Source organism: Streptomyces sp. NPDC006385 (assembly GCF_040612485.1).
Classification (GTDB): domain Bacteria; phylum Actinomycetota; class Actinomycetes; order Streptomycetales; family Streptomycetaceae; genus Streptomyces.
The window spans coordinates 17,706-37,962 of the sequence record NZ_JBEXQG010000027.1; the positions used below are offsets into that span (position 1 = coordinate 17,706).

General features: G+C 70.6%; 20 protein-coding genes. 11 read left to right on the forward strand and 9 right to left on the reverse strand.

Translation table 11 applies throughout. From position 1 onward, the window contains the following. Positions 1-172: 172 nt before the first annotated feature. The 6 genes from ABZ078_RS21455 (at position 173) to ABZ078_RS21480 (ending at position 8,405) form a co-directional block, all read left to right on the forward strand. Positions 173-1,312, forward strand: a complete 1,140-nt coding sequence (locus ABZ078_RS21455; RefSeq protein ID WP_356577405.1) for a glutathione-independent formaldehyde dehydrogenase — start codon at positions 173-175, stop codon at positions 1,310-1,312. Between the two features lie 379 nt (positions 1,313-1,691). Then, on the forward strand, positions 1,692-2,990 hold the full coding sequence (locus tag ABZ078_RS21460; RefSeq protein ID WP_356577406.1) for a peptidase: 1,299 nt from the start codon (positions 1,692-1,694) through the stop codon (positions 2,988-2,990). Between the two features lie 433 nt (positions 2,991-3,423). Next, positions 3,424-3,813 (forward strand): hypothetical protein, encoded by a 390-nt coding sequence (locus ABZ078_RS21465; protein ID WP_356577408.1) that lies wholly within the window; start codon positions 3,424-3,426, stop codon positions 3,811-3,813. A gap of 599 nt (positions 3,814-4,412) precedes the next feature. Then, positions 4,413-5,519 carry an acyltransferase family protein gene (locus ABZ078_RS21470; RefSeq protein ID WP_356577410.1) on the forward strand — a complete coding sequence of 369 codons (1,107 nt, stop codon included), beginning with the start codon at positions 4,413-4,415 and terminating at the stop codon, positions 5,517-5,519. 129 nt (positions 5,520-5,648) lie between these two features. Beyond that, complete coding sequence (locus tag ABZ078_RS21475) at positions 5,649-7,736, forward strand: glycosyltransferase (RefSeq protein ID WP_356577412.1); 2,088 nt, start codon at positions 5,649-5,651, stop codon at positions 7,734-7,736. Between the two features lie 72 nt (positions 7,737-7,808). Then, positions 7,809-8,405: a hypothetical protein gene (locus tag ABZ078_RS21480; RefSeq protein WP_356577414.1), complete on the forward strand. Its 597-nt coding sequence runs from the start codon at positions 7,809-7,811 to the stop codon at positions 8,403-8,405. Positions 8,406-8,477: 72 nt separating this feature from the next. On the opposite strand, the gene ABZ078_RS21485 is transcribed toward ABZ078_RS21480, so the two are convergent. Beyond that, positions 8,478-8,900: a MerR family transcriptional regulator gene (locus ABZ078_RS21485; protein WP_356577416.1), complete on the reverse strand. Its 423-nt coding sequence runs from the start codon at positions 8,898-8,900 to the stop codon at positions 8,478-8,480. A 432-nt stretch (positions 8,901-9,332) separates the two neighbouring features. Here ABZ078_RS21485 and ABZ078_RS21490 point away from each other — a divergent pair, with 432 nt between their 5' ends. Continuing rightward, entirely contained in the window at positions 9,333-10,835 is a 1,503-nt protein-coding gene (locus ABZ078_RS21490) for a SulP family inorganic anion transporter (RefSeq protein WP_356577418.1), read from the forward strand. Between the two features lie 106 nt (positions 10,836-10,941). On the opposite strand, the gene ABZ078_RS21495 is transcribed toward ABZ078_RS21490, so the two are convergent. The 5 genes from ABZ078_RS21495 to ABZ078_RS21515 all read right to left on the reverse strand — a co-directional run bounded on the left by ABZ078_RS21495 (position 10,942) and on the right by ABZ078_RS21515 (position 14,263). Further along, a complete protein-coding gene (locus tag ABZ078_RS21495; protein ID WP_356577420.1) occupies positions 10,942-11,346 on the reverse strand; it encodes a DUF5994 family protein in 405 nt (134 codons plus the stop codon). 114 nt (positions 11,347-11,460) lie between these two features. Then, positions 11,461-11,862: a DUF5994 family protein gene (locus tag ABZ078_RS21500; RefSeq protein ID WP_356577422.1), complete on the reverse strand. Its 402-nt coding sequence runs from the start codon at positions 11,860-11,862 to the stop codon at positions 11,461-11,463. 39 nt (positions 11,863-11,901) lie between these two features. Then, entirely contained in the window at positions 11,902-12,912 is a 1,011-nt protein-coding gene (locus tag ABZ078_RS21505) for an acyl-CoA desaturase (protein ID WP_356577423.1), read from the reverse strand. Positions 12,913-13,545: 633 nt separating this feature from the next. After that, on the reverse strand, positions 13,546-13,926 hold the full coding sequence (locus tag ABZ078_RS21510) for a hypothetical protein (protein WP_356577425.1): 381 nt from the start codon (positions 13,924-13,926) through the stop codon (positions 13,546-13,548). A 34-nt stretch (positions 13,927-13,960) separates the two neighbouring features. Then, a complete protein-coding gene (locus tag ABZ078_RS21515) occupies positions 13,961-14,263 on the reverse strand; it encodes a hypothetical protein (RefSeq protein WP_356577531.1) in 303 nt (100 codons plus the stop codon). A gap of 658 nt (positions 14,264-14,921) precedes the next feature. On the opposite strand from ABZ078_RS21515, the gene ABZ078_RS21520 reads away from it, so the two are divergent. Beyond that, positions 14,922-15,455 carry a hypothetical protein gene (locus ABZ078_RS21520; protein ID WP_356577427.1) on the forward strand — a complete coding sequence of 178 codons (534 nt, stop codon included), beginning with the start codon at positions 14,922-14,924 and terminating at the stop codon, positions 15,453-15,455. Between the two features lie 5 nt (positions 15,456-15,460). On the opposite strand, the gene ABZ078_RS21525 is transcribed toward ABZ078_RS21520, so the two are convergent. The 3 genes from ABZ078_RS21525 to ABZ078_RS21535 form a co-directional block, all read right to left on the reverse strand. Beyond that, the gene (locus ABZ078_RS21525; RefSeq protein ID WP_356577429.1) at positions 15,461-17,176 is read right to left on the reverse strand and encodes a SpoIIE family protein phosphatase; all 1,716 of its coding nucleotides are present in this window, start codon (positions 17,174-17,176) and stop codon (positions 15,461-15,463) included. 299 nt (positions 17,177-17,475) lie between these two features. Next, the gene (locus ABZ078_RS21530; protein ID WP_356577431.1) at positions 17,476-17,643 is read right to left on the reverse strand and encodes a hypothetical protein; all 168 of its coding nucleotides are present in this window, start codon (positions 17,641-17,643) and stop codon (positions 17,476-17,478) included. Positions 17,644-17,722: 79 nt separating this feature from the next. Further along, positions 17,723-18,217, reverse strand: coding sequence for an Asp23/Gls24 family envelope stress response protein (locus ABZ078_RS21535; protein ID WP_356577433.1), 495 nt, complete (start codon positions 18,215-18,217; stop codon positions 17,723-17,725). Positions 18,218-18,378: 161 nt separating this feature from the next. On the opposite strand from ABZ078_RS21535, the gene ABZ078_RS21540 reads away from it, so the two are divergent. Genes ABZ078_RS21540 through ABZ078_RS21550 form a run of 3 tightly spaced genes read left to right on the forward strand, consistent with a single transcriptional unit; the run spans position 18,379 to position 20,002 of the window. Next, positions 18,379-18,954: an RNA polymerase sigma factor gene (locus tag ABZ078_RS21540; protein WP_356577435.1), complete on the forward strand. Its 576-nt coding sequence runs from the start codon at positions 18,379-18,381 to the stop codon at positions 18,952-18,954. Next, positions 18,945-19,625: a hypothetical protein gene (locus ABZ078_RS21545; RefSeq protein WP_356577437.1), complete on the forward strand. Its 681-nt coding sequence runs from the start codon at positions 18,945-18,947 to the stop codon at positions 19,623-19,625. The genes ABZ078_RS21540 and ABZ078_RS21545 overlap by 10 nt, the downstream gene beginning before the upstream one ends. Beyond that, positions 19,625-20,002, forward strand: coding sequence for a hypothetical protein (locus ABZ078_RS21550; RefSeq protein WP_356577438.1), 378 nt, complete (start codon positions 19,625-19,627; stop codon positions 20,000-20,002). Before ABZ078_RS21545 ends, ABZ078_RS21550 begins: the two co-directional genes overlap by 1 nt. Positions 20,003-20,257 lie beyond the last annotated feature (255 nt).

Here is a 20,257-nt window from a genome sequence, read left to right on the forward strand (position 1 = left end):
CTCATCATGCATCAGTCTGGAATATGAGGAAATGCACAGAAGGCCGATTGGCTGCGTGGATCGAAGCCCGTTTCCGCGATGGACACAGAGGTCTTTGATCGACACAGAGGTCTTTGCTGACTGCCGTTCCCGTACCTGATCGAGCAAGCACACTGTGTGGAGGTGCTCGACGATGAGGGCTGTCGTGTACAAGGGACCGTTCGAGGTAGCGGTCGAGCAAGTGGAAGATCCCCGGATCCAGCACCCGAACGATGTGATCGTACGGGTCACGTCGACCGCCATCTGCGGCTCCGACCTGCACATGTACGAGGGCCGCACCGCCGCCGAGCCGGGGATCGTCTTCGGTCACGAGAACCTGGGGATCGTAGAGGAGACCGGTGAAGGGGTGACGACGCTCAGCCGTGGGGACCGGGTCGTCATGCCGTTCAACGTCGCGTGCGGTTTCTGCAAGAACTGCACGGCGGGTTTCACCGGCTTCTGCGTGACCGTGAACCCGGGCTTCGCCGGCGGCGCCTACGGCTACGTGGCGATGGGTCCCTACGTGGGAGGCCAGGCGGAGTACGTACGGGTGCCCTACGCCGACTTCAACTGTCTGAGGCTCCCCCGGGGCAGCGAGAAGGAGACCGACTTCGTCCTGCTCGCCGACATCTTCCCCACCGGCTACCACGGCAACGAACTGGCCGACGTGCGCCCCGGCGAGAGCGTCGCCGTCTACGGCGGCGGTCCGGTCGGGCTGATGGCCGCCTACTCGGCGATCCTGCGGGGGGCGAGCAAGGTGTTCGTGGTCGACCGAGTCGCCGAGCGGCTGCAGAAGGCCGAGGAGATCGGCGCTGTGCCGGTCGACTTCACCGAGGGCAACCCGGTCGAGCAGATCCGGGAACAGACCGCGGGTGAAGGCACGGACAAGGGCATCGACGCCGTCGGCTACCAGGCACAGGCGCGCGGCGAGGATCGCGAGGAGCCGGCGACCGTGCTGAACTCGCTGGTCGAGACGGTCCGGCCGACGGGTGCGCTGGGTGTGCCGGGCCTGTACGTCCCGCGCGACCCGGGCGGACCGGACGAGCAGGCCAAGCAGGGCATGCTGATGGTCGCCATCGGCCGCCTCTTCGAAAAGGGGCTGCGCGTGGGCACGGGCCAGTGCAATGTCAAGCGCTACAACCGTCAACTGCGTGACCTGATCATCGAGGGCCGCGCACAGCCCAGCTTTGTCGTGTCCCACGAACTGCCCCTGGACCAGGCACCGACGGCATACGAGAAATTCGACAAGCGAGTGGAGGGCTACACCAAGGTCGTTCTCCACCCACACGCCTAAAGGCACCCTTGAGCGCCCGGCCCGTCACGGGCGGCGGGCCTGAGGGAAGAAGGTGGGCGCTCCACGGGCACGAGTGAACCCCCAGGTCTCCGTCCTGGGGGTTTCGCATGGAGCGGGTGACGAGCATCGACCTCGCGCTCTCAGCCCTCCGGACGCGCTGTGATGAGATGGCTCACAGAAAAAGTGCGGCCTCCGTAAGCAACTGTCCGCGTACATGCCATTTGTTCGTACGCTGCGGAGGCATTTCCCGCAGGGGTGCGGGAAACCACCTGTGGCCTTGCTCATGCAGGTCATACGATCGCCGTGGCGTCGCCCCGCGTGAGCACTCCGCGAGCGCGATGCCCCTCGCACTTTTCCGCCGCCCGACCAGGGGTCCATTGTGAAGATTCGCTGTGTTCTCGCGACTGCCGTCGCCGCCGCCGTGACCGCCCCGGTCGTCCTCCTCTCGGCCGCGCCCGCCTTCGCCGACGAGAAGCCGGCCGCGCAGACGCAGAACGCGCAGCCGACCATCGAGGAGCTCGAGCAGGCCGTCGCCCTCGCGCAGAAGGAGTACGACGCCGCTGTCATCGCGGTGAACGACGCCATCGAGTTCCTTGAGGAGGGCATCGAGGCGGAGACGTACCCGACCAAGGCCGCGGTCATCGAGACCAAGAAGGCCGCCGAGGCCGCCGCCAAGACCAAGACCGAGGCCGACCAGGCCGTCGTGGACGCCCAGGCCAAGCTGGACGCCGCCACCACCGACGAGGAGAAGGCCGCGGCGCAGACGGCGCTGGACGAGGCCGAGAAGGCCGCCCAGGAGGCCGCAGAGGCCAAGACGGCCGCCGACACCAAGGCCACCGAGGCGAGGACCGCCCACGACGACGCCCGCGTCGCCCAGGCCCGAAAGATCGGCCTTCTCCAGAAGGCGAGGGACGAGGCCAAGAAGAAGCTGGACGACGCGAAGAAGGCGCTGGCGGATGCCGAGGCCGAGGAGGGCGAGGAGCCGGGTGGCGAGTGCGTCCCCGAGCCCAAGCTCAGCGCCGTCGTCAGCGGCCTGCCGGACAAGGTCGTCGGCGGAACCACGGAGAACTTCACGCTGCGCGTCACCAACGGCACCGACAAGACGATGGACGAGGTGTACCCGTACGCGGCCGTCCACGCCTTCGACGACAAGGGCCTCAAGGAGCTCGACTCCTACCTCGACCTGGAGTTCTCCACGGCCGAGAACCCGAACTGGCGCGACGCCGACCTGCTGGACGGATCGTCCGTCGGCCCCCTCAAGGCGAAGACCTCGGTCGACGTCAAGCTGCGGCTGAAGGTCGACGCGGACATCCCGGCCGGGCAGGGCGCGGCCTTCGCGACGGCCGACTACGTCAACGAGGAGGGGTCGTGCGGTGGTTACCCGGACCTCGACCACTACGAGTTCCAGATCCTGGCCAAGGGCAGCGACCCGGGCGAGGTCGAGGACGCCGAGGGCAAGCCCGGCGGGACCGACAACACCACCGGACAGGGCGGCACATCCACCACTCCGGTGAATGGAACCAGCGGTAGCGGTAGCGGTAGCAGCAGCGGCTCGCTCGCCGAGACCGGTTCGAGCGACGTTCTGCCGAAGGTCGCCCTGGCGGGCGGCGCGGCGCTCGTCCTCGGTGTCGGCGCGGTGGTCGTCGCACGTCGCCGCAACGCGGGAGCAAACGCCTGACCGGCACAGTGAAACGCGACCGGGCCCGTCCCCTGTGGGGGACGGGCCCGGCCCGCCTCCCGGTCCGAGTGCTTGTGCTGCGCATGTGGCGATCGGTCGAAGCAGAGAGTCGGATTCAGGTCGTTGGCGCGGCTTCCACAGGAGGAGAGGACTCGTCATGCCCGGTCTCAGAGGTACGTCGGTGATGGCGCTGATGGGCGGAATCCTGATGTTGACAGGGTGCCAAGGCATGTCAGGCTCCCACACTGCCTCGGACGCCTCGCCTCTTTCTCCCTCTCCCTCTCCCTCCTCCTTCCCGCCTTCACCTTCGTCTTCTCCGGATGCCTCTGCCGCGGCGGACAGGCCGTCGAACGGATCTTCCGGGGGCGCCACCGTGCCCACGCCGTCGCACCCGTCTGCCGTCCCGAGCAGGGCCGACAACCCCACTCCCGTGATGACCGGCAACGCGCCCGAGGACGACCCCGGCTGCCGCAACCTGCCCGTCGGCAACGACGTGAAGGCCGCCGTGACGAGGGCGTACCAGCGCAGCTTCCCCCGCTTCGTCCACGTCCAGCCGGTGCCTGACCAGTTCTTCTACGGCCAGTGCGGCGGCGTCCGCTATGCCGCCACCCGCTTCGAGCCCACCGCCGGTGCCTCGCACGAGGAACTCGTGGGCATGCAGGACGAGGGCGGCGCCACCAAGTACTTCCGCGGCACTTCCGTGGGCGCCTGGGTCTACATCGCCAGCGACGGCTTGCCTCGTGGGCCGCACGGTTGTGGCGACGTCCCTCAGCTTCCCGAGGCCCTGGCGTCGGCCTGGGCGAACTGCTCGGTCGCGCGGTGAGCCTTTGAACGCCGGGCAGTCATCCCCACCGCCTTCGTCGGCAACACCCTCGCCGCCGACACCGGCGCCAAGCTGAAGGACCTCATGTCCGCGCCGGCCAGTCCTCCGACCGGGCGGCCTCGGACTGGATGGAGAGGGAGAAGGCCCGCGGTATCTCCGTCACCTCCGCCGTGCTGCAGTTCGCCCACCGCGACTGCGCCATCGCCTACCCCAGCGTTCCCCGACGCGCGGCTGGATCACCTCATCGCCGCACCCGAACAGGCCGTGGGGTGTCGACGGTGAGCCGGACACAGTGCTCACTCAATCTGCCGTCACGGGAGAGTAGGCGCCTGGTGCCGGGCTGCTGTGCCCCGCGGCTCGAAGTGCGGCCAGGCGGGCTGACCATGCGGTGTACCACCACCCATTTTTTGGCAAAGCCAAGGTAAATAGACTGCTAAAGTGACTGGCAGATAGCCGCACTCACGGCTCCTGCGTGCGCGGGTGGGGGCGTGTGTCGCCGGTGCCTGGGGCTGTCGGTCGCGCCTTGGCCATGGGCTCGCAGCGCCGCTTCGGCGCCCGAGTGTCCTCGGCGATCTCTTCTGTTACGAAAAGGTAGAGTCTTGTCGAACGGCATACCGAACGCTGTCGCGCAGTTCCGTTCCCCAGAGTCGGCCGCGAAGCCGGAGAGCAGCCCAGCATCCGCCGACTGTGGGCGGGACGCGTTCTTCGACAACGCGAAGTACCTGCTGATCGTCCTGGTGGCCGTGGCGCACGCCTGGGAGCTCGTCGAGAGCAGTCGGGCCACGAAGGCGCTGTACGTCCTCGTCTACACGTTCCACATGCCGGCGTTCATCGTCATCTCCGGCTACCTGTCCCGGACTTTCACCGCCCGGCCCCGTCAACTCAGGCGCCTGGTCGGCGGCATCGCGGTCCCGTACGTCGTCTTCGAGACCGCCTACTCCCTGTTCAAGCGATACGCCGACGACGCACACGATCACCCCATCAGCCTGCTCGACCCCTGGCTGCTCACCTGGTTCCTCGCAGCGCTGTTCATCTGGCGGCTCACCACACCGCTGTGGCAGCAGCTGCGCCATCCGCTCGCGGTCGCGCTGACCATCGCGGTGCTCGCCTCCGTCACCCCCGGCATCGGCGGGGACCTCAACCTCCAGCGGGTCCTGCAGTTCCTCCCGTTCTTCGTGCTCGGCCTGTGCCTGAAGCCCGAGCACTTCCGGCTCCTTGACCGCCGCGCGATCAGGCTGGCGGCGATACCCCTCTTCACCGGTGCGCTCGCCTTCGCGTACTGGGCGGCGACGCGTATGCGCACCGAGTGGTTCTTCCGCCGCTCCAGCGCACAGGAGATCGGGGAGCCCTGGTGGACCGGCGTGGTGATGACCTTCGCGCTATTCGCCTGCTCGCTGCTGCTGACGGCGGCCTTCCTGGCGTGGGTCCCGCGTCGTCGTACGTGGTTCACAGCACTCGGCGCCGGGACGATCTGCGGCTACCTGCTCCACGGATTCCTGACCAAGGGCGCCAAGTACTCGGGCCTCGTCGACGCCAACACCTGGCTGCACGACCCCGCCGGAAAGGTCGTCCTCACGGTCGTCGCGGCGGTCGCCGTCACCCTGCTGTGCACCCCTCCCGTGCGCCGCGTCCTTCGCCCGGTGACCGAGCCGGACCTGGCCTGGGCCTTCCGCCGGGACCCGGCCGAGCGGACGGCCAAGGGCTGAGTCGGCTCCCTTCCCTTCTTTCCCCTCCCCTCCCTACGGCAGCTGTGACCCGCTGTGCCCGCCCGGCATGTGGGGCAGGGCTGCCGCGTCCCAGTGGGGCAACCCCCTTTCACGAGAAAGCCAAGTCCTATGAGTGGTAAGCCGGTCGACGTCGTTCCGGACGTCTCGGTCATCATCGGGGCGTACAACGCGATGCCCTACCTGACGCGCTGCGTGACGTCGGTGACGGAGCAGACGATCGGGCACGGACGCATCGAGCTGATCGCCGTGGACGACGGCTCCACGGACGGCACCGGCGCCGAACTGGACCGCTTGGCCGAGGAGTTCCCCGACGTCATGCGCGTCGTGCACCAGACCAACTCCGGCGGGCCTTCGGCGCCGCGCAACACGGGGCTTGAACTGGCGCGCGGCCGGTACGTGTTCTTCCTGGACGCCGACGACCACCTGGGGCCCGAGGCTCTTGAGCGCATGGTCGCCATGGCCGACGCCAACGGCTCCGACGTGGTGCTCGGCAAGATGGTGGGCGTCGGCGGCCGGGCCGCACCCCGCTCGATGTTCCTGCGCAACCAGCCACGCACGGATGTGTTCACCTCACGCGTGTACTGGACGCTCAACCCGCTGAAGCTGTTCCGGCGCGAACTGATCGAGCGGCTCGGGCTGCGCTTCCGTACGGATCTGCGGGTCGGTGAGGACCAGCCGTTCGTCGCCCTGGCCTATCTGCACGCGGCCGCGATCTCCGTCGTGGCCGACTACGACTGCTACTACTGGGTCGAACGCGAGGACGGCAACAACGTCACCCTGACCACGCCGGGAACACAGCCCAGGCTCCGTTTCCTGCGCCTGATGTTCGAGCTGCTGGAGCGGGAAGTGACAGCCGGGCCGAACCGGGACCTGCTGGCCCGGCGTCATCTGGAGGTCGACCTCAACGGCGCCCTCACCCACCTGGTGCGCGAGAGCGAGCCGGACGTGTGCGAGTCAGCCCTTGCCGACATCCGGCGCATGCTCGACTCCTGGTGCACCGACGAGATCGCCGAGCGTCTGCCCGCGATGACCCGACTGCGCTTCCACCTGGCCCGCCGGGCTCAGCTTCAGGAGCTCCGCACCGTCATCGACTTCGACCGCTCCGGCCGCCGGGACAAGGTCGTCGTCGACAAGGGACGTGCCTTCGGCGCGTACCCCTTCTTCAGGGACCCCGCCGTGGGCGCTCCGGACGCCTGCTACGACATCACCGGCCAACTGCCCGTACGCCATCACCTCGACGCTCTGTCACTGAGCGGCACCTGGCTCGAACTGCGGGGCCACGCCTACATCCACCGCGTCGACACCCACGAGGCGGCCACCGAGGTCGTACTGCGGGAGCGCGAGAGCCGGACCGAGTACACGTTCCCGGCGCGGACCACCGACGCCGCAGAAGTGACGACGGCGGAGGGAGAGGGGCTGTACGACTACGACCAGGCCGGGTTCGCCGTACGGATCGACACCGCCACGGCAGCCGACGGCGGCCCGCTGCCCGCCGGGCTGTGGGACCTGTTCCTCCGCGTGCGCAGTCAGGACATCGTCAAGGAGGTCCGACTGGGCAACCGGCGGGCCCCGGACATCGACTCCCGGCCGCGGCCCCACCTGGCGCGGCTCGCCGAGGACCGGACCGAGGTCATCACGCCGTACTTCACCAAGCCGTACGACAACCTCACCCTCGACGTCGGCCAACGCAAGCACACCGTGGGACCGCACTGCACGATGAGCGGCGCCGGCTGGGCGAAGGACACCTCGGGCACTCTCGTCCTCGACGGCCGCATGGACGTCCACGGCCTCACCGCGGACGACCTGGTCGTACGGGCCCGCCGCGACGGCCGTACCGTCGACCTCGACGCCTTCCAGACCGTGACCCTCACCGGCGGCCGCGTCGAACTCCGTGTCGACCTCGCCCGTGCGCTTGCCGCCAAGGCCCTGCACTGGGGCGAATGGCGGCTCTCCGTGGCCATGCGGGGCCCCGGCCTGCCCACGCTGCCCGTCCCGCACGATCCCGCTCTGCGGCCCGTACGCCTCCGCCGCCGAGGGCTGCCCGCGCACGCCGGACCACTTCCCGGCGAGGACTCCCTCACCCTGCGCCTGGCCGCCCTGGACCCGGTCGCCGGCTTGCGACGGCGCCTTCGCCGACTGATCAGAACGAAGAGAACGAAGAGAACGAACAGGATGAAGAGAACGAAGGGATCGTGATCCGGAAGCCTACTCTCACGTGACGGTAGGTTTTGGCGGGCGGGAACCCTGCGGTGAGGAGGGCGGAGGGACATGGCGCGGTGGATGCGCGGCGGCGTGCGCTGCGCCGAGTGCGGCGGCCAGAACATCGTCCATCGCCCGCAGGCCATGACCCGGCATTCGCGCGGCACCCAGCTGTCCACCATCGGCTGGCGCGAACTGCCGCTGTGCCGCGGCTGCGACGTTGAGGTGCTGGAGAAGTCGACCTCCCAGAACACTCCCGTGCCCAGCGACTACGTCGCCGTCCATGGTGCCCACCGTCCGGCAGGCCATCGCCGCGTTCATGGGCGAGTCCTCCGGCCCGGCCGACGCGACCGCGATGCTGCCGCTCGGCACCCCGCCGCTACACCGAACTACGCCGGGTCCGGGAGGACTTGCCACTCACTCCGGTCGGCGCCTGAGGCGGCCGGGAGCCGAATCATGGCGCTGTTCATGCTCCAACTCGCCGTCGGCGAGGACGCCGTGATCGAAGCGGACGCCGCCGGACGGCGGTGGCCGCGGATGGCTTCCCCAGCCGTCGACCGGGACTTGGCGGTGCCACTGATACGGGTCACCCGCGCGTACGGCAGCGATCCGGACTCACCGCTGAACGGCGTCACGGAAGAAGTGCCGGGCGCCGTCGGCGGCTGACCGCCGGAGGAAAGGGGAGGGGTACGGTCCGTCGCGGACCGTACCCCTCGTCCCGTACCGCGGCCGGAGCGCTCAGGCTCCCGAGCGGGCACCCGCCCGCAGCCGTCGCCGCAGCGTGGCGGCGAAGTCCTCGGCCATCTCCAGGCGGGCCCGCAGGGTCTCGCAACGGGCGTCGGCCACCTTGCGGTAGGAGTCCAGCCGCTCGCGCAGGCGCTCCAGTTCCTCGCCGGCCGGCGGGTCGTCGGTGGCGGCGAGCCGGTCGGTGATGTCCAGCAGGTCGCGCATCTCCTCCAGGGAGAAGTCCAGCGGCTTCATCCGGCGGATCACCATCAGACGCTCGACGTCGGACTCCGTGTACAGGCGGAAGCCGCCCTTGCTGCGGGCCGAGGGGATGACGAGGTCGACCTCCTCGTAGTGCCGGATGGTGCGCAGCGACAAACCGGTCCGTTCAGCCACCTCGCCGATCTGCATCTGCCGCTGCCCCTGATCCGTCATCGCCTCATGATCCCCTTCGTTGATTCCTTCGATTTTCGAATTCGTAAAGCGCTACAGCTTACGTGAGATGAATCACAGGGTATTGGTGGGTGTTTACCTGTGTTTCACATGCCGCAAGTCGCACTCTGCCCTCACGTCAGGGTAGAGTTTCTGCGTACTCACCACCGCCGTCGAGACTGACGACAGAAGTGAACCGCCATGGCGGTGGCCCCGACCGGGCCCCGATGGCATCCGAAGGCTTCCGGGCCATGATGCCCGACCGGCAGCCGGACGGCTGTCACACAGACCGGCTGGGCCCCGCTGATGTGGCCGGGCCGCTGAGGGATTCCGCCCTTGCCTGGGCGGAGTCGTGTGTGCCTTACGGCATTACTTCGTAGACGACGTGGACGCGTCCACCCTGTGGTGGTGCTCTGCCCGAACAGAAACGGTTGCATGTCCTCACTGCTGCCCGCAGCGCCGAAGTTCCGCCTGTCCAGGCCCGAGTGGCTGGCCTCCCCGAAGATCTTCCGTACCGAGGTGCTGGCCGGTCTCGTGGTCGCGCTGGCCCTGATCCCGGAGGCGATCTCCTTCTCGATCATCGCCGGGGTCGACCCGGCGGTCGGGCTGTTCGCCTCCTTCACCATGGCCGTCGTCATCTCGGTCGTCGGCGGCCGCAAGGCCATGATCTCCGCCGCGACCGGCGCGGTCGCCCTGGTCATCGCCCCGCTCAACCGGGAGCACGGCCTCGGCTACCTGATCGCGGCCGTCATCCTCGCCGGTGTCTTCCAGGTGATCCTGGGCGCGCTGGGCGTGGCGAAGCTGATGCGGTTCGTGCCGCGCAGCGTCATGGTCGGCTTCGTCAACGCCCTCGCCATCCTGATCTTCATGGCGCAGGTGCCGGAGCTGACAGATGTGCCGTGGATGGTCTACCCGCTGGTCGCGGGCGGCCTGGCCCTGATGGTGTTCTTCCCGAAGGCCACCACGGTGATCCCGGCCCCGCTGGTCTCCATCATCATCCTGACCGTGATCACGGTGGCGGCCGGGATCGCCGTGCCGACCGTCGGCGACAAGGGCGAGCTGCCGTCGTCGCTGCCCGTGCCGGGCCTGCCGGACGTGCCGTTCACGATGGACACGCTGACGACGATCGCGCCGTACGCCTTCGCCATGGCGCTGGTCGGCCTGATGGAGTCGCTGATGACGGCCAAGCTGGTCGACGACATCACCGACACCCACTCGGGCAAGACCCGCGAGTCCATCGGCCAGGGCGTCGCCAACATCGTCACCGGCTTCTTCGGCGGCATGGGCGGCTGCGCGATGATCGGCCAGACGATGATCAACGTACGGGTCTCCGGCGCCCGGACCCGCCTGTCGACGTTCCTGGCCGGATCCTTCCTGATGGTGCTGTGCATCGCCTTCGGCCCGGTCGTCTCCGACATCCCCATGGCCGCCCTGGTCGCGGTCATGATCATGGTGTCGTTCGCGACCTTCGACTGGCACTCCATCGCCCCGAAGACCGTCAAGCGGATGCCGCTCGGCGAGATGACCGTCATGGTCGTCACCGTCGCCTGCGTGGTCGCCACCCACAACCTCGCCATCGGCGTCGTGGTGGGCTGCATCACCGCGATGGTGGTCTTCGCCAAGCGCGTCGCCCACATGGTCAACGTCTCCGGCGTCGTCGACCCCGACGGCAACCAGGTCGTCTACGCGGTCACCGGCGAGCTGTTCTTCGCCTCCTCCAACGACCTCGTCTACCAGTTCAACTACAAGGACGACCCCGACGACGTCGTCATAGACCTCTCCGACGCCCACATCTGGGACGCCTCCTCCGTGGCCGCCCTCGACGCGGTCGAGACCAAGTACGCCCAGCGCGGCAAGAAGGTCACCATCATCGGCTTGAACAAGCCCAGCGCCGACATGCACGAACGCCTCGCCGGCCAGCTCACCGGCAGCCACTGACCGGCCCTCACCCGTGGGTGCCGTTGCCGAGTGACCATCCGCGTGCTGATCCGCGCCCTCCTTGTCGCCGAGCACGGCGTCGGGCCGGCGGCGGTCTGAGCCGGTGTCAAAGGCCGGTGTCGATCAGGATCTGCTGGGCCTGCTTGGGGTTGCCGGTACGGACCGCTTCGGTCATCGCGGCTCGCGCCGCCTCGGGGGGCGTGTCCGGTGGGACCACGAGCAGGGAGAAGTAGTCCTGGTCCCCTCGGGTCACGAGCGCGGTGTCGTCGCCCACGGAGAAGACGTCGATGTGCACCACACGCTCGTCGATGGTCATCCGCGTCGGCATTTCGTCCCAGGCCGCCGAGTCCAGGCCGATCCGTGTGATCGGCCCGAGGCGCTCGGTCAGCGCGCTGATCAGGCCGGGCAGCTCGGCGGTGAGACTCCTGGAACGGGGCCACCACGCACCGTCGAGGATGCCCGCGCGTTCGTGAGTGGTGGTGAGCCGCAGGAGTGCCGTTCCGGGACGCATGGATTCGTGCACACCGTCCGCCAGAAAACCTGCCGGAGGCCGGGAATCGGGATCGGGCATCGTGCTCACCTGCCTGTTCGGGTCCCTCCTCGCGTCCACGCTACTCCTGCCGTGTCAGGCGCGGTCGCTGAGCGCGGCGGTAATGATCGGCTCGGCCGCCTCCTCGGTGGTGCCGGGCGGCACGACCAGCAGGTCCCAGCGGCCGTGGCCGGGGGCGAGCAGGACGACGGTGTCCGGGGCGTGCACGGCGACCGTCTTCCGCAGTCGTACGACCTGGTTGGCGACGAGCATCCGGCCGGGTGCCGCGGACCAGGCCGCTCCGTTCACCGTGACGCCGGCGATGTGTCCCCAGGCGCGCGGCAGTGCGGCGAGCAGCTGCGGAAGCTCTGCCAGGAGGTCGTAGGAGCGTGGCCACCACACGCCGTCGAGACGACGCGGCAGCGCGCTGTGGGGCGCGAGGCGCAGGCGGAGGAGAGGGCGGTTGGGCGGTGAGGGCGGCGGCGCTGCGGTGATCACGGTGTCTCCTTCGACGGGTTGGGGAGCGGTTGGTTCGCGTCAGGCCCGGCGGGCGGCGAGCCGGTCCGACGTGGGCCAGCGCACGTCGTGCACCCAGCCGAGGCGTTCGAGGAGGCGGATGGCGGCGGCCGACGGGTCGATCTGGCCCCGGTCCACGCCGTGCCGGGCGCTGGTGGGGTCGGCGTGGTGGAGGTTGTGCCAGCTCTCGCCGAAGGAGAGCAGGGCCAGCGGCCACAGGTTGGTGGCCCGGTCGTGGCGCCGGGTACGGAAGGGCCGCTTGCCCAGCACATGGCACAGGGAGTTGACGCTCCAGGTCACGTGATGGAGCAGGGCGATGCGGACGAGCCCCGCCCACAGCGCGGCGGTCAGCGCGTGGACCCAGGTGCCCCCGATCGCCCAGCCGATCGCGAACGGCAGTGCGAGCGTGAGCACGCACAGGGCCGGGAAGGCGCGGGCGACAGCGCGTATGTCGCGGTCGGCCAGCAGGTCGGGGGCGTACCGGTCGGCGGGCGTGGGGTCGTTGCGGAACAGCCAGCCGACGTGGGCGTCCAGCAGTCCGCGCAACTGGCCGCGCAGATGGGTGCCGTAGCGGTACGGGGAGTGCGGGTCGCCGGGCCGGTCCGTGAAGGCGTGGTGGCGGCGGTGCGTGGCGACCCAGCTGATCACGTCGCCCTGGAAGCTCATCGACCCGGCCACCGCCAGCGCGATGCGCACCGGCCGCACCGCCCGGTAGCCGCCGTGGGTCAGGCCGCGGTGGAAGCCGACGGTGACGCCGAGGCCCGTGACCGTGTAGAGGACGAGCGCGAGGACGATGTCGGCGGGCCGGATGAGGCTGCCCCACAGCCACCAGCCGGCCGCGCCGAGCGCCAGGAACGGCAGGACGACGATCGCCGCCGTCACCGCCACGTACACGCGCTCGGCGCCACCGCGGGCGGGCGCCGGGCCGTCGGACGGGAAGGGCGCCGTTCCGTCGTACCCCTGAGGCGGGCGGACGGGATCCGGCGGGACCGCCCCCGGTGAGGGAGCGGTCGGGGAAGAATCGAACGGCATGACGGGGCTCCTCGGCCTCGGTGAAGGGGATCCTCCCGCCGACCGAGACGAGAGGCCGAGGAAGGCGCGGCCGGGTGCTCGGCTGCTGTGGTGACGTGGATGGGCGGCCGTCAGGTGAGGCCACGCTCTCCTGCGCCGCTGGGAGTGGGGCGGTGTTCCGGCTGCGTGCTGCGTGCCGGTCGCCTGCGGATGCGCGGTGCCACGACATCCGCGTCGAGGGCGGGCGGCAAAGGCTGCCATGATGCGGAACCCGTCCGGGCGATGAACCGCCCGGTGTCGTGGTGCGCCGGGAGTGAAAGCCGGTCCGTCACCGGTGTACGTCGTGCCCTCGGTCCCTTCAGCGTACCTGGCGGGAAGCGAAAAGGGGGTCACGGACCGTAACAGTTGCGGGAGGGGAGAGCGGGGCCGAGGGGCGCAGTCGGATCATGTGCGGGTCGAAACCGGACGCGAACCACGCGGCCTTCACCGTGTGCCCGGTCACGGGCAGGTCGCAGGGCGCCGCCGGCCAGGTGTCGCGGTGGGACGCCTGCGCCGGCCCTGGGCGGTGGGCCTGTGCCGGTGGGCGGGTTCACGGTCGAGGTTCCTGTCCTCGGGCGGCCGTCGTACGACTGCCGGTGCGGCGGTGGGCCGGAGTCAGCCCGGCTCGTCGGTGTGGGCGCGTCGTGCCTGGGTGTGGCTGGTGGTCAGCCAGGGCGACTCGGCGGAGGGTTCTGCGGCGACGTGCCCGGTGTCGACGGTGAGATGGAGCAAGGTGTCGCGCCCGTCGGGGCCCGCGGGGTAGCTGCGTGGCTCGTCGCAGCGGAAGTTCCGGCGCAGCAGCTGCGCCACCCGTTGGGCGATGTCGGGGCTGGCGGCGATGATGCGGACCTCCGCGAGTCCGCCCACGGGGGGATCACCGTCCGCGGTCTCGTACGCCGGCGGATCTTCGCCTGTGCCGTGTGTGCTGGTGCTGGTGCTGGTGCTGGTGCTGGTGCTGGTGCCGGAGCCGCGGCTGCGGCGGGGCGACGCGTGCATGGATGTGACCTCTGTCCTGTGGGGCATCCTGGCCTCAACGCTCTGTGGCATTCGGCTTGTTGTGCGTGGTCCGGTCCCGGTGGCGGCGCGGTCGGAAGCGTCCCCGGCCGCCGTCGCGATGATCGCGGCGTTCGTGCTCGGCGGCCGGGGCGGGGGGCGGTGGGGGCGGCGCGGTGGTGCCGGCGGCGCGGTCGGCGGCGGCCGGGCGGCCGGGAAGGAAGCGGCTGTAGGAACGCGAGGCGATCCTTTCGGCGTGCGCCGAGTTGAGCCGGTGGATCACGTACGCTCCGACGGCGATGAGCACGAGGAACGCGGCGATGGTGAGAGCGGTGTTCATGGCGGTCACGGCCTGACGGTCGGTCGAACGCGAGAAGCGCTGGGGAGAAGCGGGCCCGCCGTCCCACGGACGCGTGGTGCCGGTGGTGCGGTGGTGCCGGTGGTGAAGAACAGAAGTACGGCCCTGCGCGGGTCGGGCTCTGGCCACGCATCGGCGGCGGGGAACGTGTCGAAGGCCGAGGTCATCGTGCTGACCTGTCTCCGGAAACCGCTGCCCTGCGCGGGTTCCGGCGAAGTGTCTCGCCGAGGACGAGACCGGCGCGGGAGCCGGTGTGCGACATGCCCTCGGTACGTCCACCGTACTCCCGTGCGCCCTCTCCGATGGGGAGCGGACGGAACCCGCCGTACCCGCCTCGGCGTTCTCGGCCACCTTCGGTCCACAAGGGCGGCGCGGCCCCGGGAGTACGGTTGAAGACACCGAGGGCATGTCGCGCACCGGTTCCGGCACCGGTGCCGCTCTCGGCGACCGACGACGCCGGGCCGGATCCGCCCGTGCCCGGGGCAGGGCTCGCCTCATGACCGTGAACGTGCCGGTTCCGCCGACCACCACAGAGTTCCTCGGGCGATCCGCCGACCCGGACCGGCGCGGTACGCGGACACCCGGCCCGTCGAGGCCGGAACGAGGCTCCTCGCCCCGAGAGGGACAACGCGTCCGTCCGTTGACCCGGCGACAGATAGAGGACCATCTGCAGGAACTGGGCGATCTGTACGCGGAGACGTCCGGCGGCGGCCCCTGGGCGTGGAACCAGGCCCGCGGCGCCTTCCTGCGGCGGCTGGCGGCCGACGTACGGCGACCGGGATTCGAGTTGCTGATCGCGGAGAGCACCGCGCTGACCGGATGCGCCTACGGTTTCCCCGTACGCGGCGACGGCCCCTGGTGGGAGGGCTTCGACGGGTACCTGCCGGGGCGGCTGCTGCGTCTCGCCGCCTCCGGACGCCTCTTCGTGATCTCCGGGATCCACGTTCCGTCCCGCGTACGCAGGCAGAACCAGGACCGTGCCTGGAACCTCGCCCGGCGCCTGCAGAAGCGGCTGCTCACCGACCACGGTGCCGCCGTCGCCGTCACACTGGTGAACCGCTCCGACCACAGGACCGTCGAGGCGCTGCGGTCCTGGGGGTGGCGGTACATCGAAGGCGACACACCTCGGACGGCCCCGCTGGGCCCGTTCCGCGTCCTGGTCCTTGAGAACTGAGCACCTCACGGTGACGGCAGGCGCAGGGCGAGGAGGGCCACGTCGTCGGTGCTGCCGGGTGGCATGCGGGCGGGCAGTTGGTCGCACAGCGTGTCCAGTGGTTCGTGGGCGAGAGCGAGGGCGTGGCGGCGCAGACGGGCGAGGCCGGTGTCGAGGTCGCTGCCGGGGACCTCGATCAGGCCGTCGGTGTAGAGCAGCAGGGTGGAACCCGGCGGCAGGGGCTCCGTGGCGTTCGGCCGGCTGCCGCCGCCAGTGCCCGGAGGGGTGCCGAGGAGGAGGCCCTGCCCGGCTTCGAGGTACCGCGCCTGTCCGTCCTGGGTCAGCAGGAGGGGCGGCGGATGCCCCGCGCTGGTCCACCGCAGCGTCCACGGGCCGGTGTGCGGGCTGCCTTCGAGCAGGGCGAGGACGAGGGTGGCCATGGGGACGGTGGTGATGGCGGGCATGGCGTCGTCGAGGCGGTCGACGACGGCGCCGGGCGGTCCGGTGTGGTCCCAGGCCAGTGAGCGCAGGATGCCGTGCAGTTGCGCCATGCCGGCCGCCGCGGTCAGGTCGTGGCCCACGACGTCGCCGATGACCAGCGCGAGCGTGCCGTCCTTCCGCTCGAACGCGTCGTACCAGTCGCCGCCGACCTGGGAGCCGGCCGGGGCGGGCTGGTAGCGGGCGGCGAGCCGCAGGCGGCCCGGCTGGGGCAGTGGGGCGAGCAGGTTGCGCTGCATGGCCTCGGCGACGGCGCGCTGGCGGCCGAAGCGGCGGGCGTTGTCGATGACCAGGCCGACCCGGCGGCCGATGTCGCTCACGACTTTCAGGTCACTGGTGTCGAAGGGATGCGCCGGGTCGGTGCGCACCAGCGTCAGGGCGCCGGTGATCTGCCGCCGGGAGCCCAGCGGCACCGTGACGGCGGACGTCGCGCCGGCGGCCCGCAGGAAGCCGCTGTGGACGGCGGCCAGGGCAGAGGCGGTCGGTGCGGCCATGTCCGCCTCGCGCTGCAGGACGGGATCACCGCCGTTCAGCACTTGGACCAGAGGGGAGCGGGCCTCCTCCCCGGCCTCGGGAAGGCGCTCGCGCCAGTCCTCCTGTGCGGCGTCCCTGCCCTCGGGACCCGTCACCGCCACACGGTGGACCTGTCCGGAACCGACCTGGAGGTCCACCGCCGCCCAGTCGGCGAGGCGGGGAACCAGCAGGCGGCCCAGCCGGGCGAGGGCCTCATCCGTCTCCAGCGTCTGACCTAGCACGTCGGTGATCTCCGCGACCAGCGTCAGCCGCTCGGTGAGGTCTTCCAGAGCACGCGTATAGGCCGCACGCTCCCGACGCGCGCTGCGGTCGCCGGCGGCGTCGGTGACCAGCACGGCCATACCCGTGAAGGCGCCGTCGTCCGTCAGGGGAGAAGCGGTCCAGGAGATCGCGATCAGGCGACCGTCACCGCGCAGACAGATGTCGCCCTCCCCCCGCGCCTCGGCCCTCTCGGCCACGGCCCGCAGCAGCGGGCACTGCTCCCGGGGGATCCTGCCGCCGTCCGCATCCCGGTGCAGCAGGTCGTGTGCGTCCTCCCCGCGCATCGCCTCGGCGGCGCGGCCCAGCAGCCGCTCGGCGGCCGGGTTGACCGCGAGAATCCGTCCGGCGGGGGCCACCACGATCAGGGCCGTGCCCAACTGCCCGACGACCCGCCGCCAGAACCCCGGCTCGGCCGCCGACCACCACCGCCCCTGATCTCCCTCTCCCACACCCTCCACCACGCCGCCCCCTCCAACTCCAGTCATGGAAACCCTCGCCGAAGACCGCGGGCGCATCGGCAGACCGACACACCGGTCGATCGAGGTTCCCCGACTTGGCATCGATCAACTCGGCGACCTCGCCTCCTGCCCATGGTGTACGACGGGTGCGGGTAGTGGTCGGCGCCGAGCCGGTCGGCGCCGTACGGCCGCCTTCGGCGTACGCCTGCCTTCGGCGTACGACCTGCTCCGGCGTGGGCGGGGTGCCGGTCCGGACGGAAGCCACGCCCATGCGGGGCCGGGTGGGGAGCTCACCGCTGCCTCCGTGCGGGAAGTTCGAGGTCACCCTGAAGGAGGAGGCCGACGATCAAACCCGCCGCGCCCAGGATCAGAACGAGCAGGAACGCCCAGAAGCCGCCGAAGTAACCGGCGAAACCCAGGGCCATGCCGGCCGCGAGGCCCGTAGTCGCTGTGTTCATCACTCAGTCACCCGTCTCGCGAACGCCATCCAGGTGATCACCCGCTCACGCCGGGACGCGGCGCTTGACCACGGCCGGATCACCTCACACGGCCCTCATCCGGTTCGGACTCTTCGGACGACGACTCCTCCTCATCAGGGAGGTGGACGTCATCGACGGCGATGTTCACCTCGACGACCTCCAGGCCCGTCATCCGCTCGACAGCGCCGATCACGTTGGTGCGCACGTCACCGGCGACATCGACGATGGAGACGCCGTACTCGACGACGACGTCCAGGTCCACGGCGGCCTGGCGCTCCCCGACCTCGACCTTCACGCCTCGCGTGACGCCGCCGCCTCCGCCCGGGACGCGCTCCCGCACGGCGCCGATGGCGCGGGCCATCCCCGCTCCGAGGTTGTGGACGCCCGGTACCTCGCGGGCGGCCATGCCCGCGATCTTGGCCACCACGCCGTCCGCGATGGTGGTCTTCCCCCGTGTCTCCGCCGGAGCCCCGGCCCCGGTACGGCCCTTCAGCGCGCTCGTGTCTCCGTCGGGCCGGCTGCCCCTGCCGACGCTGGTGCTGTTGTCCGTCATGGCGGTCGCCTCGATCGGTCGGTCGGTCGGGCACCGGTGTGATGCCCGTCAGAAGGTTGGACATATGGGACGTCCGGCCTCTCACACGCAATGAACGTGATGCGCGTCACACTCGTAGAGGTGGGGTACACGTCCGTCACCGAGCCGTGAGCAGGAGCGGCATGATCGAGCGGACCGGCTTCCCACCTCTGGGATGCGACCTGCCGGACGGACTGCTGGCCGTGCGGGCGGCCGAAGGAGACGAGGACTCCTTCGCTGTTCTCGTGCAGCGGCACAGCCGGCCCCTCCTGGCCCTGGCCCGTTGCATGCTCGGCAACGCCCAGGACGCCGAGGACGCTGTGCAGGACGCCTTCGTCAGCGCCTGGCGGCGACTGCCGGAGTACCGCCACGGTGCGCAGTTCCGCACCTGGATGTACCGGATCACCGTCAACCGTTGCCTGACCATGCGACGCCGCCGACTTGCGCCCCTCCCCTTGGACGCCGTGGCCGAACCCGCGACGGGCGACCAGTGGAGCTCGCCCGCCCGGGCCGCGGAGCAGAACGCGGCCACGGCCGCCCTGGCCCGCGCGCTCGGCGAGCTGGACGCCGGACAGCGTGTCTGCTGGATCCTGCGGGAACTGCAGGGCCTGCCCTACAAGGAGATCGCCCACGTGACCCAGACCAGTGAGCAGACCGTGCGCGGCAGACTGTTCAGGGCACGCCGGTCCCTGAAGGAGGCGATGGCCCCATGGCGCTAGACGACCCGCACGCGCGGCCGTCCGAACCGCCCGGAACCGACGGGCCTCGCAACGCCCCGGCCGTGGACGGCGCGGTCCCGTTCGCAGGTGACGAGGTACTGCCGTGCGGCCGCCTGCTCAGCCGGGTGTGGGAACAGGCGCAGGACGCGGCGCCGGCCGCGGATCCGCACACCAGGTCATGTCCCCACTGCCGCGAGGCCGCCGAGGGACTCGCCACGGTGAACGTGGCCACGCGGGCGATGCGCGCCAAGGACCCGCCCGGCCTGCAGGCACTCGCCGACCGGGTCATGGGCGTCGTCAGGGCCGAGGTCCGCCTCGGACGGCTGCTGCCCCTGGCCGACACGGATCTGGATCTGCGGATCGCCGAGAGCGCCGCGGCGAAAGTGCTGCGGCAGGCCGCGGACACGGTGCCCGGTGCGCGGGCCGCGACCTGCCGGCTCGTGCCCGCGGGTGAGGGCACCGGCGTGCGGGTGACCATGACCCTGGCCGCCGCCCTCGACCGCCCGCTGCCCGAGAGGGTCGATCAGGTACGCCGATCGGTCATCAACGCCGCTGGCCAAGATCTGGGGCTGGCCGTGACGGCTGTCGACATCATCGTGGTCGACGTGCTTGAGCCGTTCCCGCCCCTCGGCCCCGCGGGCTCCGGGCACCTCACAGGCGGTGGTACGTGATGGCTGCCACCGACGCGACCCCTCTCCTGCGCGTCGCGGCCGAGGCGGCCCTCGCGGTTCCCGGCGTGGTCGGCCTGCAGCCACGCCTCGCTCACCGCCTCGCGGCGGCCGCCTCGTCCACATGGCCGGAGACGACAGCTGAACGCGTCCCGTCCGAGGCGAGCGTCCGCATCGACCGGGCGCCGGACGGCCCGGGATGGCACGTCGAGGTGCGCTGCGTCCTGGCCGAGGGCCCCAGGGCGTTGGACACCGCCCGGACCGTCCACCACCAGGTGCGGGCCGCTGTCATCTCCCACCTCGCCGCGCACGGCGCCCCGGCGGCAGCCACCGTCACCGTCACGGTCACCCGCATCGTCGCCCCGCACCACTCAACATGAGCGCCACACGCGACGGCCACACGACGAGGCCCCGACTGCTGCGTGCCCTCGGCGCGTCGGCGAACCGTCGGTGCGGGGTGTGTTCCGGGATCGCCATGCGCCACGCCGACAGCCACCCCACCGGCACGTACCGCCCCGCCGCGCGATGCCCCGACCAGCCGCTCCCCGACCACACGACAAGCGTCGTCGCGTCCGCCGTCTCCACCCGGACCACCTCCACGGGAGTGCTGATCCGGCGGATCAGGGCGCTTCCGG

Coding starts and splice junctions, on each gene's coding strand:
- ABZ078_RS21455 (WP_356577405.1), top strand. CDS start 173: ATGAGGGCTGTCGTGTACAAGGGACCGTTCGAGGTAGCGGTCGAGCAA.
- ABZ078_RS21465 (WP_356577408.1), top strand. CDS start 3,424: ATGACCGGCAACGCGCCCGAGGACGACCCCGGCTGCCGCAACCTGCCC.
- ABZ078_RS21475 (WP_356577412.1), top strand. CDS start 5,649: ATGAGTGGTAAGCCGGTCGACGTCGTTCCGGACGTCTCGGTCATCATC.
- ABZ078_RS21480 (WP_356577414.1), top strand. CDS start 7,809: ATGGCGCGGTGGATGCGCGGCGGCGTGCGCTGCGCCGAGTGCGGCGGC.
- ABZ078_RS21485 (WP_356577416.1), bottom strand. CDS start 8,900: ATGACGGATCAGGGGCAGCGGCAGATGCAGATCGGCGAGGTGGCTGAA.
- ABZ078_RS21490 (WP_356577418.1), top strand. CDS start 9,333: ATGTCCTCACTGCTGCCCGCAGCGCCGAAGTTCCGCCTGTCCAGGCCC.
- ABZ078_RS21495 (WP_356577420.1), bottom strand. CDS start 11,346: ATGCGTCCCGGAACGGCACTCCTGCGGCTCACCACCACTCACGAACGC.
- ABZ078_RS21505 (WP_356577423.1), bottom strand. CDS start 12,912: ATGCCGTTCGATTCTTCCCCGACCGCTCCCTCACCGGGGGCGGTCCCG.
- ABZ078_RS21510 (WP_356577425.1), bottom strand. CDS start 13,926: ATGCACGCGTCGCCCCGCCGCAGCCGCGGCTCCGGCACCAGCACCAGC.
- ABZ078_RS21515 (WP_356577531.1), bottom strand. CDS start 14,263: ATGAACACCGCTCTCACCATCGCCGCGTTCCTCGTGCTCATCGCCGTC.
- ABZ078_RS21530 (WP_356577431.1), bottom strand. CDS start 17,643: ATGAACACAGCGACTACGGGCCTCGCGGCCGGCATGGCCCTGGGTTTC.
- ABZ078_RS21535 (WP_356577433.1), bottom strand. CDS start 18,217: ATGACGGACAACAGCACCAGCGTCGGCAGGGGCAGCCGGCCCGACGGA.
- ABZ078_RS21540 (WP_356577435.1), top strand. CDS start 18,379: ATGATCGAGCGGACCGGCTTCCCACCTCTGGGATGCGACCTGCCGGAC.
- ABZ078_RS21545 (WP_356577437.1), top strand. CDS start 18,945: ATGGCGCTAGACGACCCGCACGCGCGGCCGTCCGAACCGCCCGGAACC.
- ABZ078_RS21550 (WP_356577438.1), top strand. CDS start 19,625: ATGGCTGCCACCGACGCGACCCCTCTCCTGCGCGTCGCGGCCGAGGCG.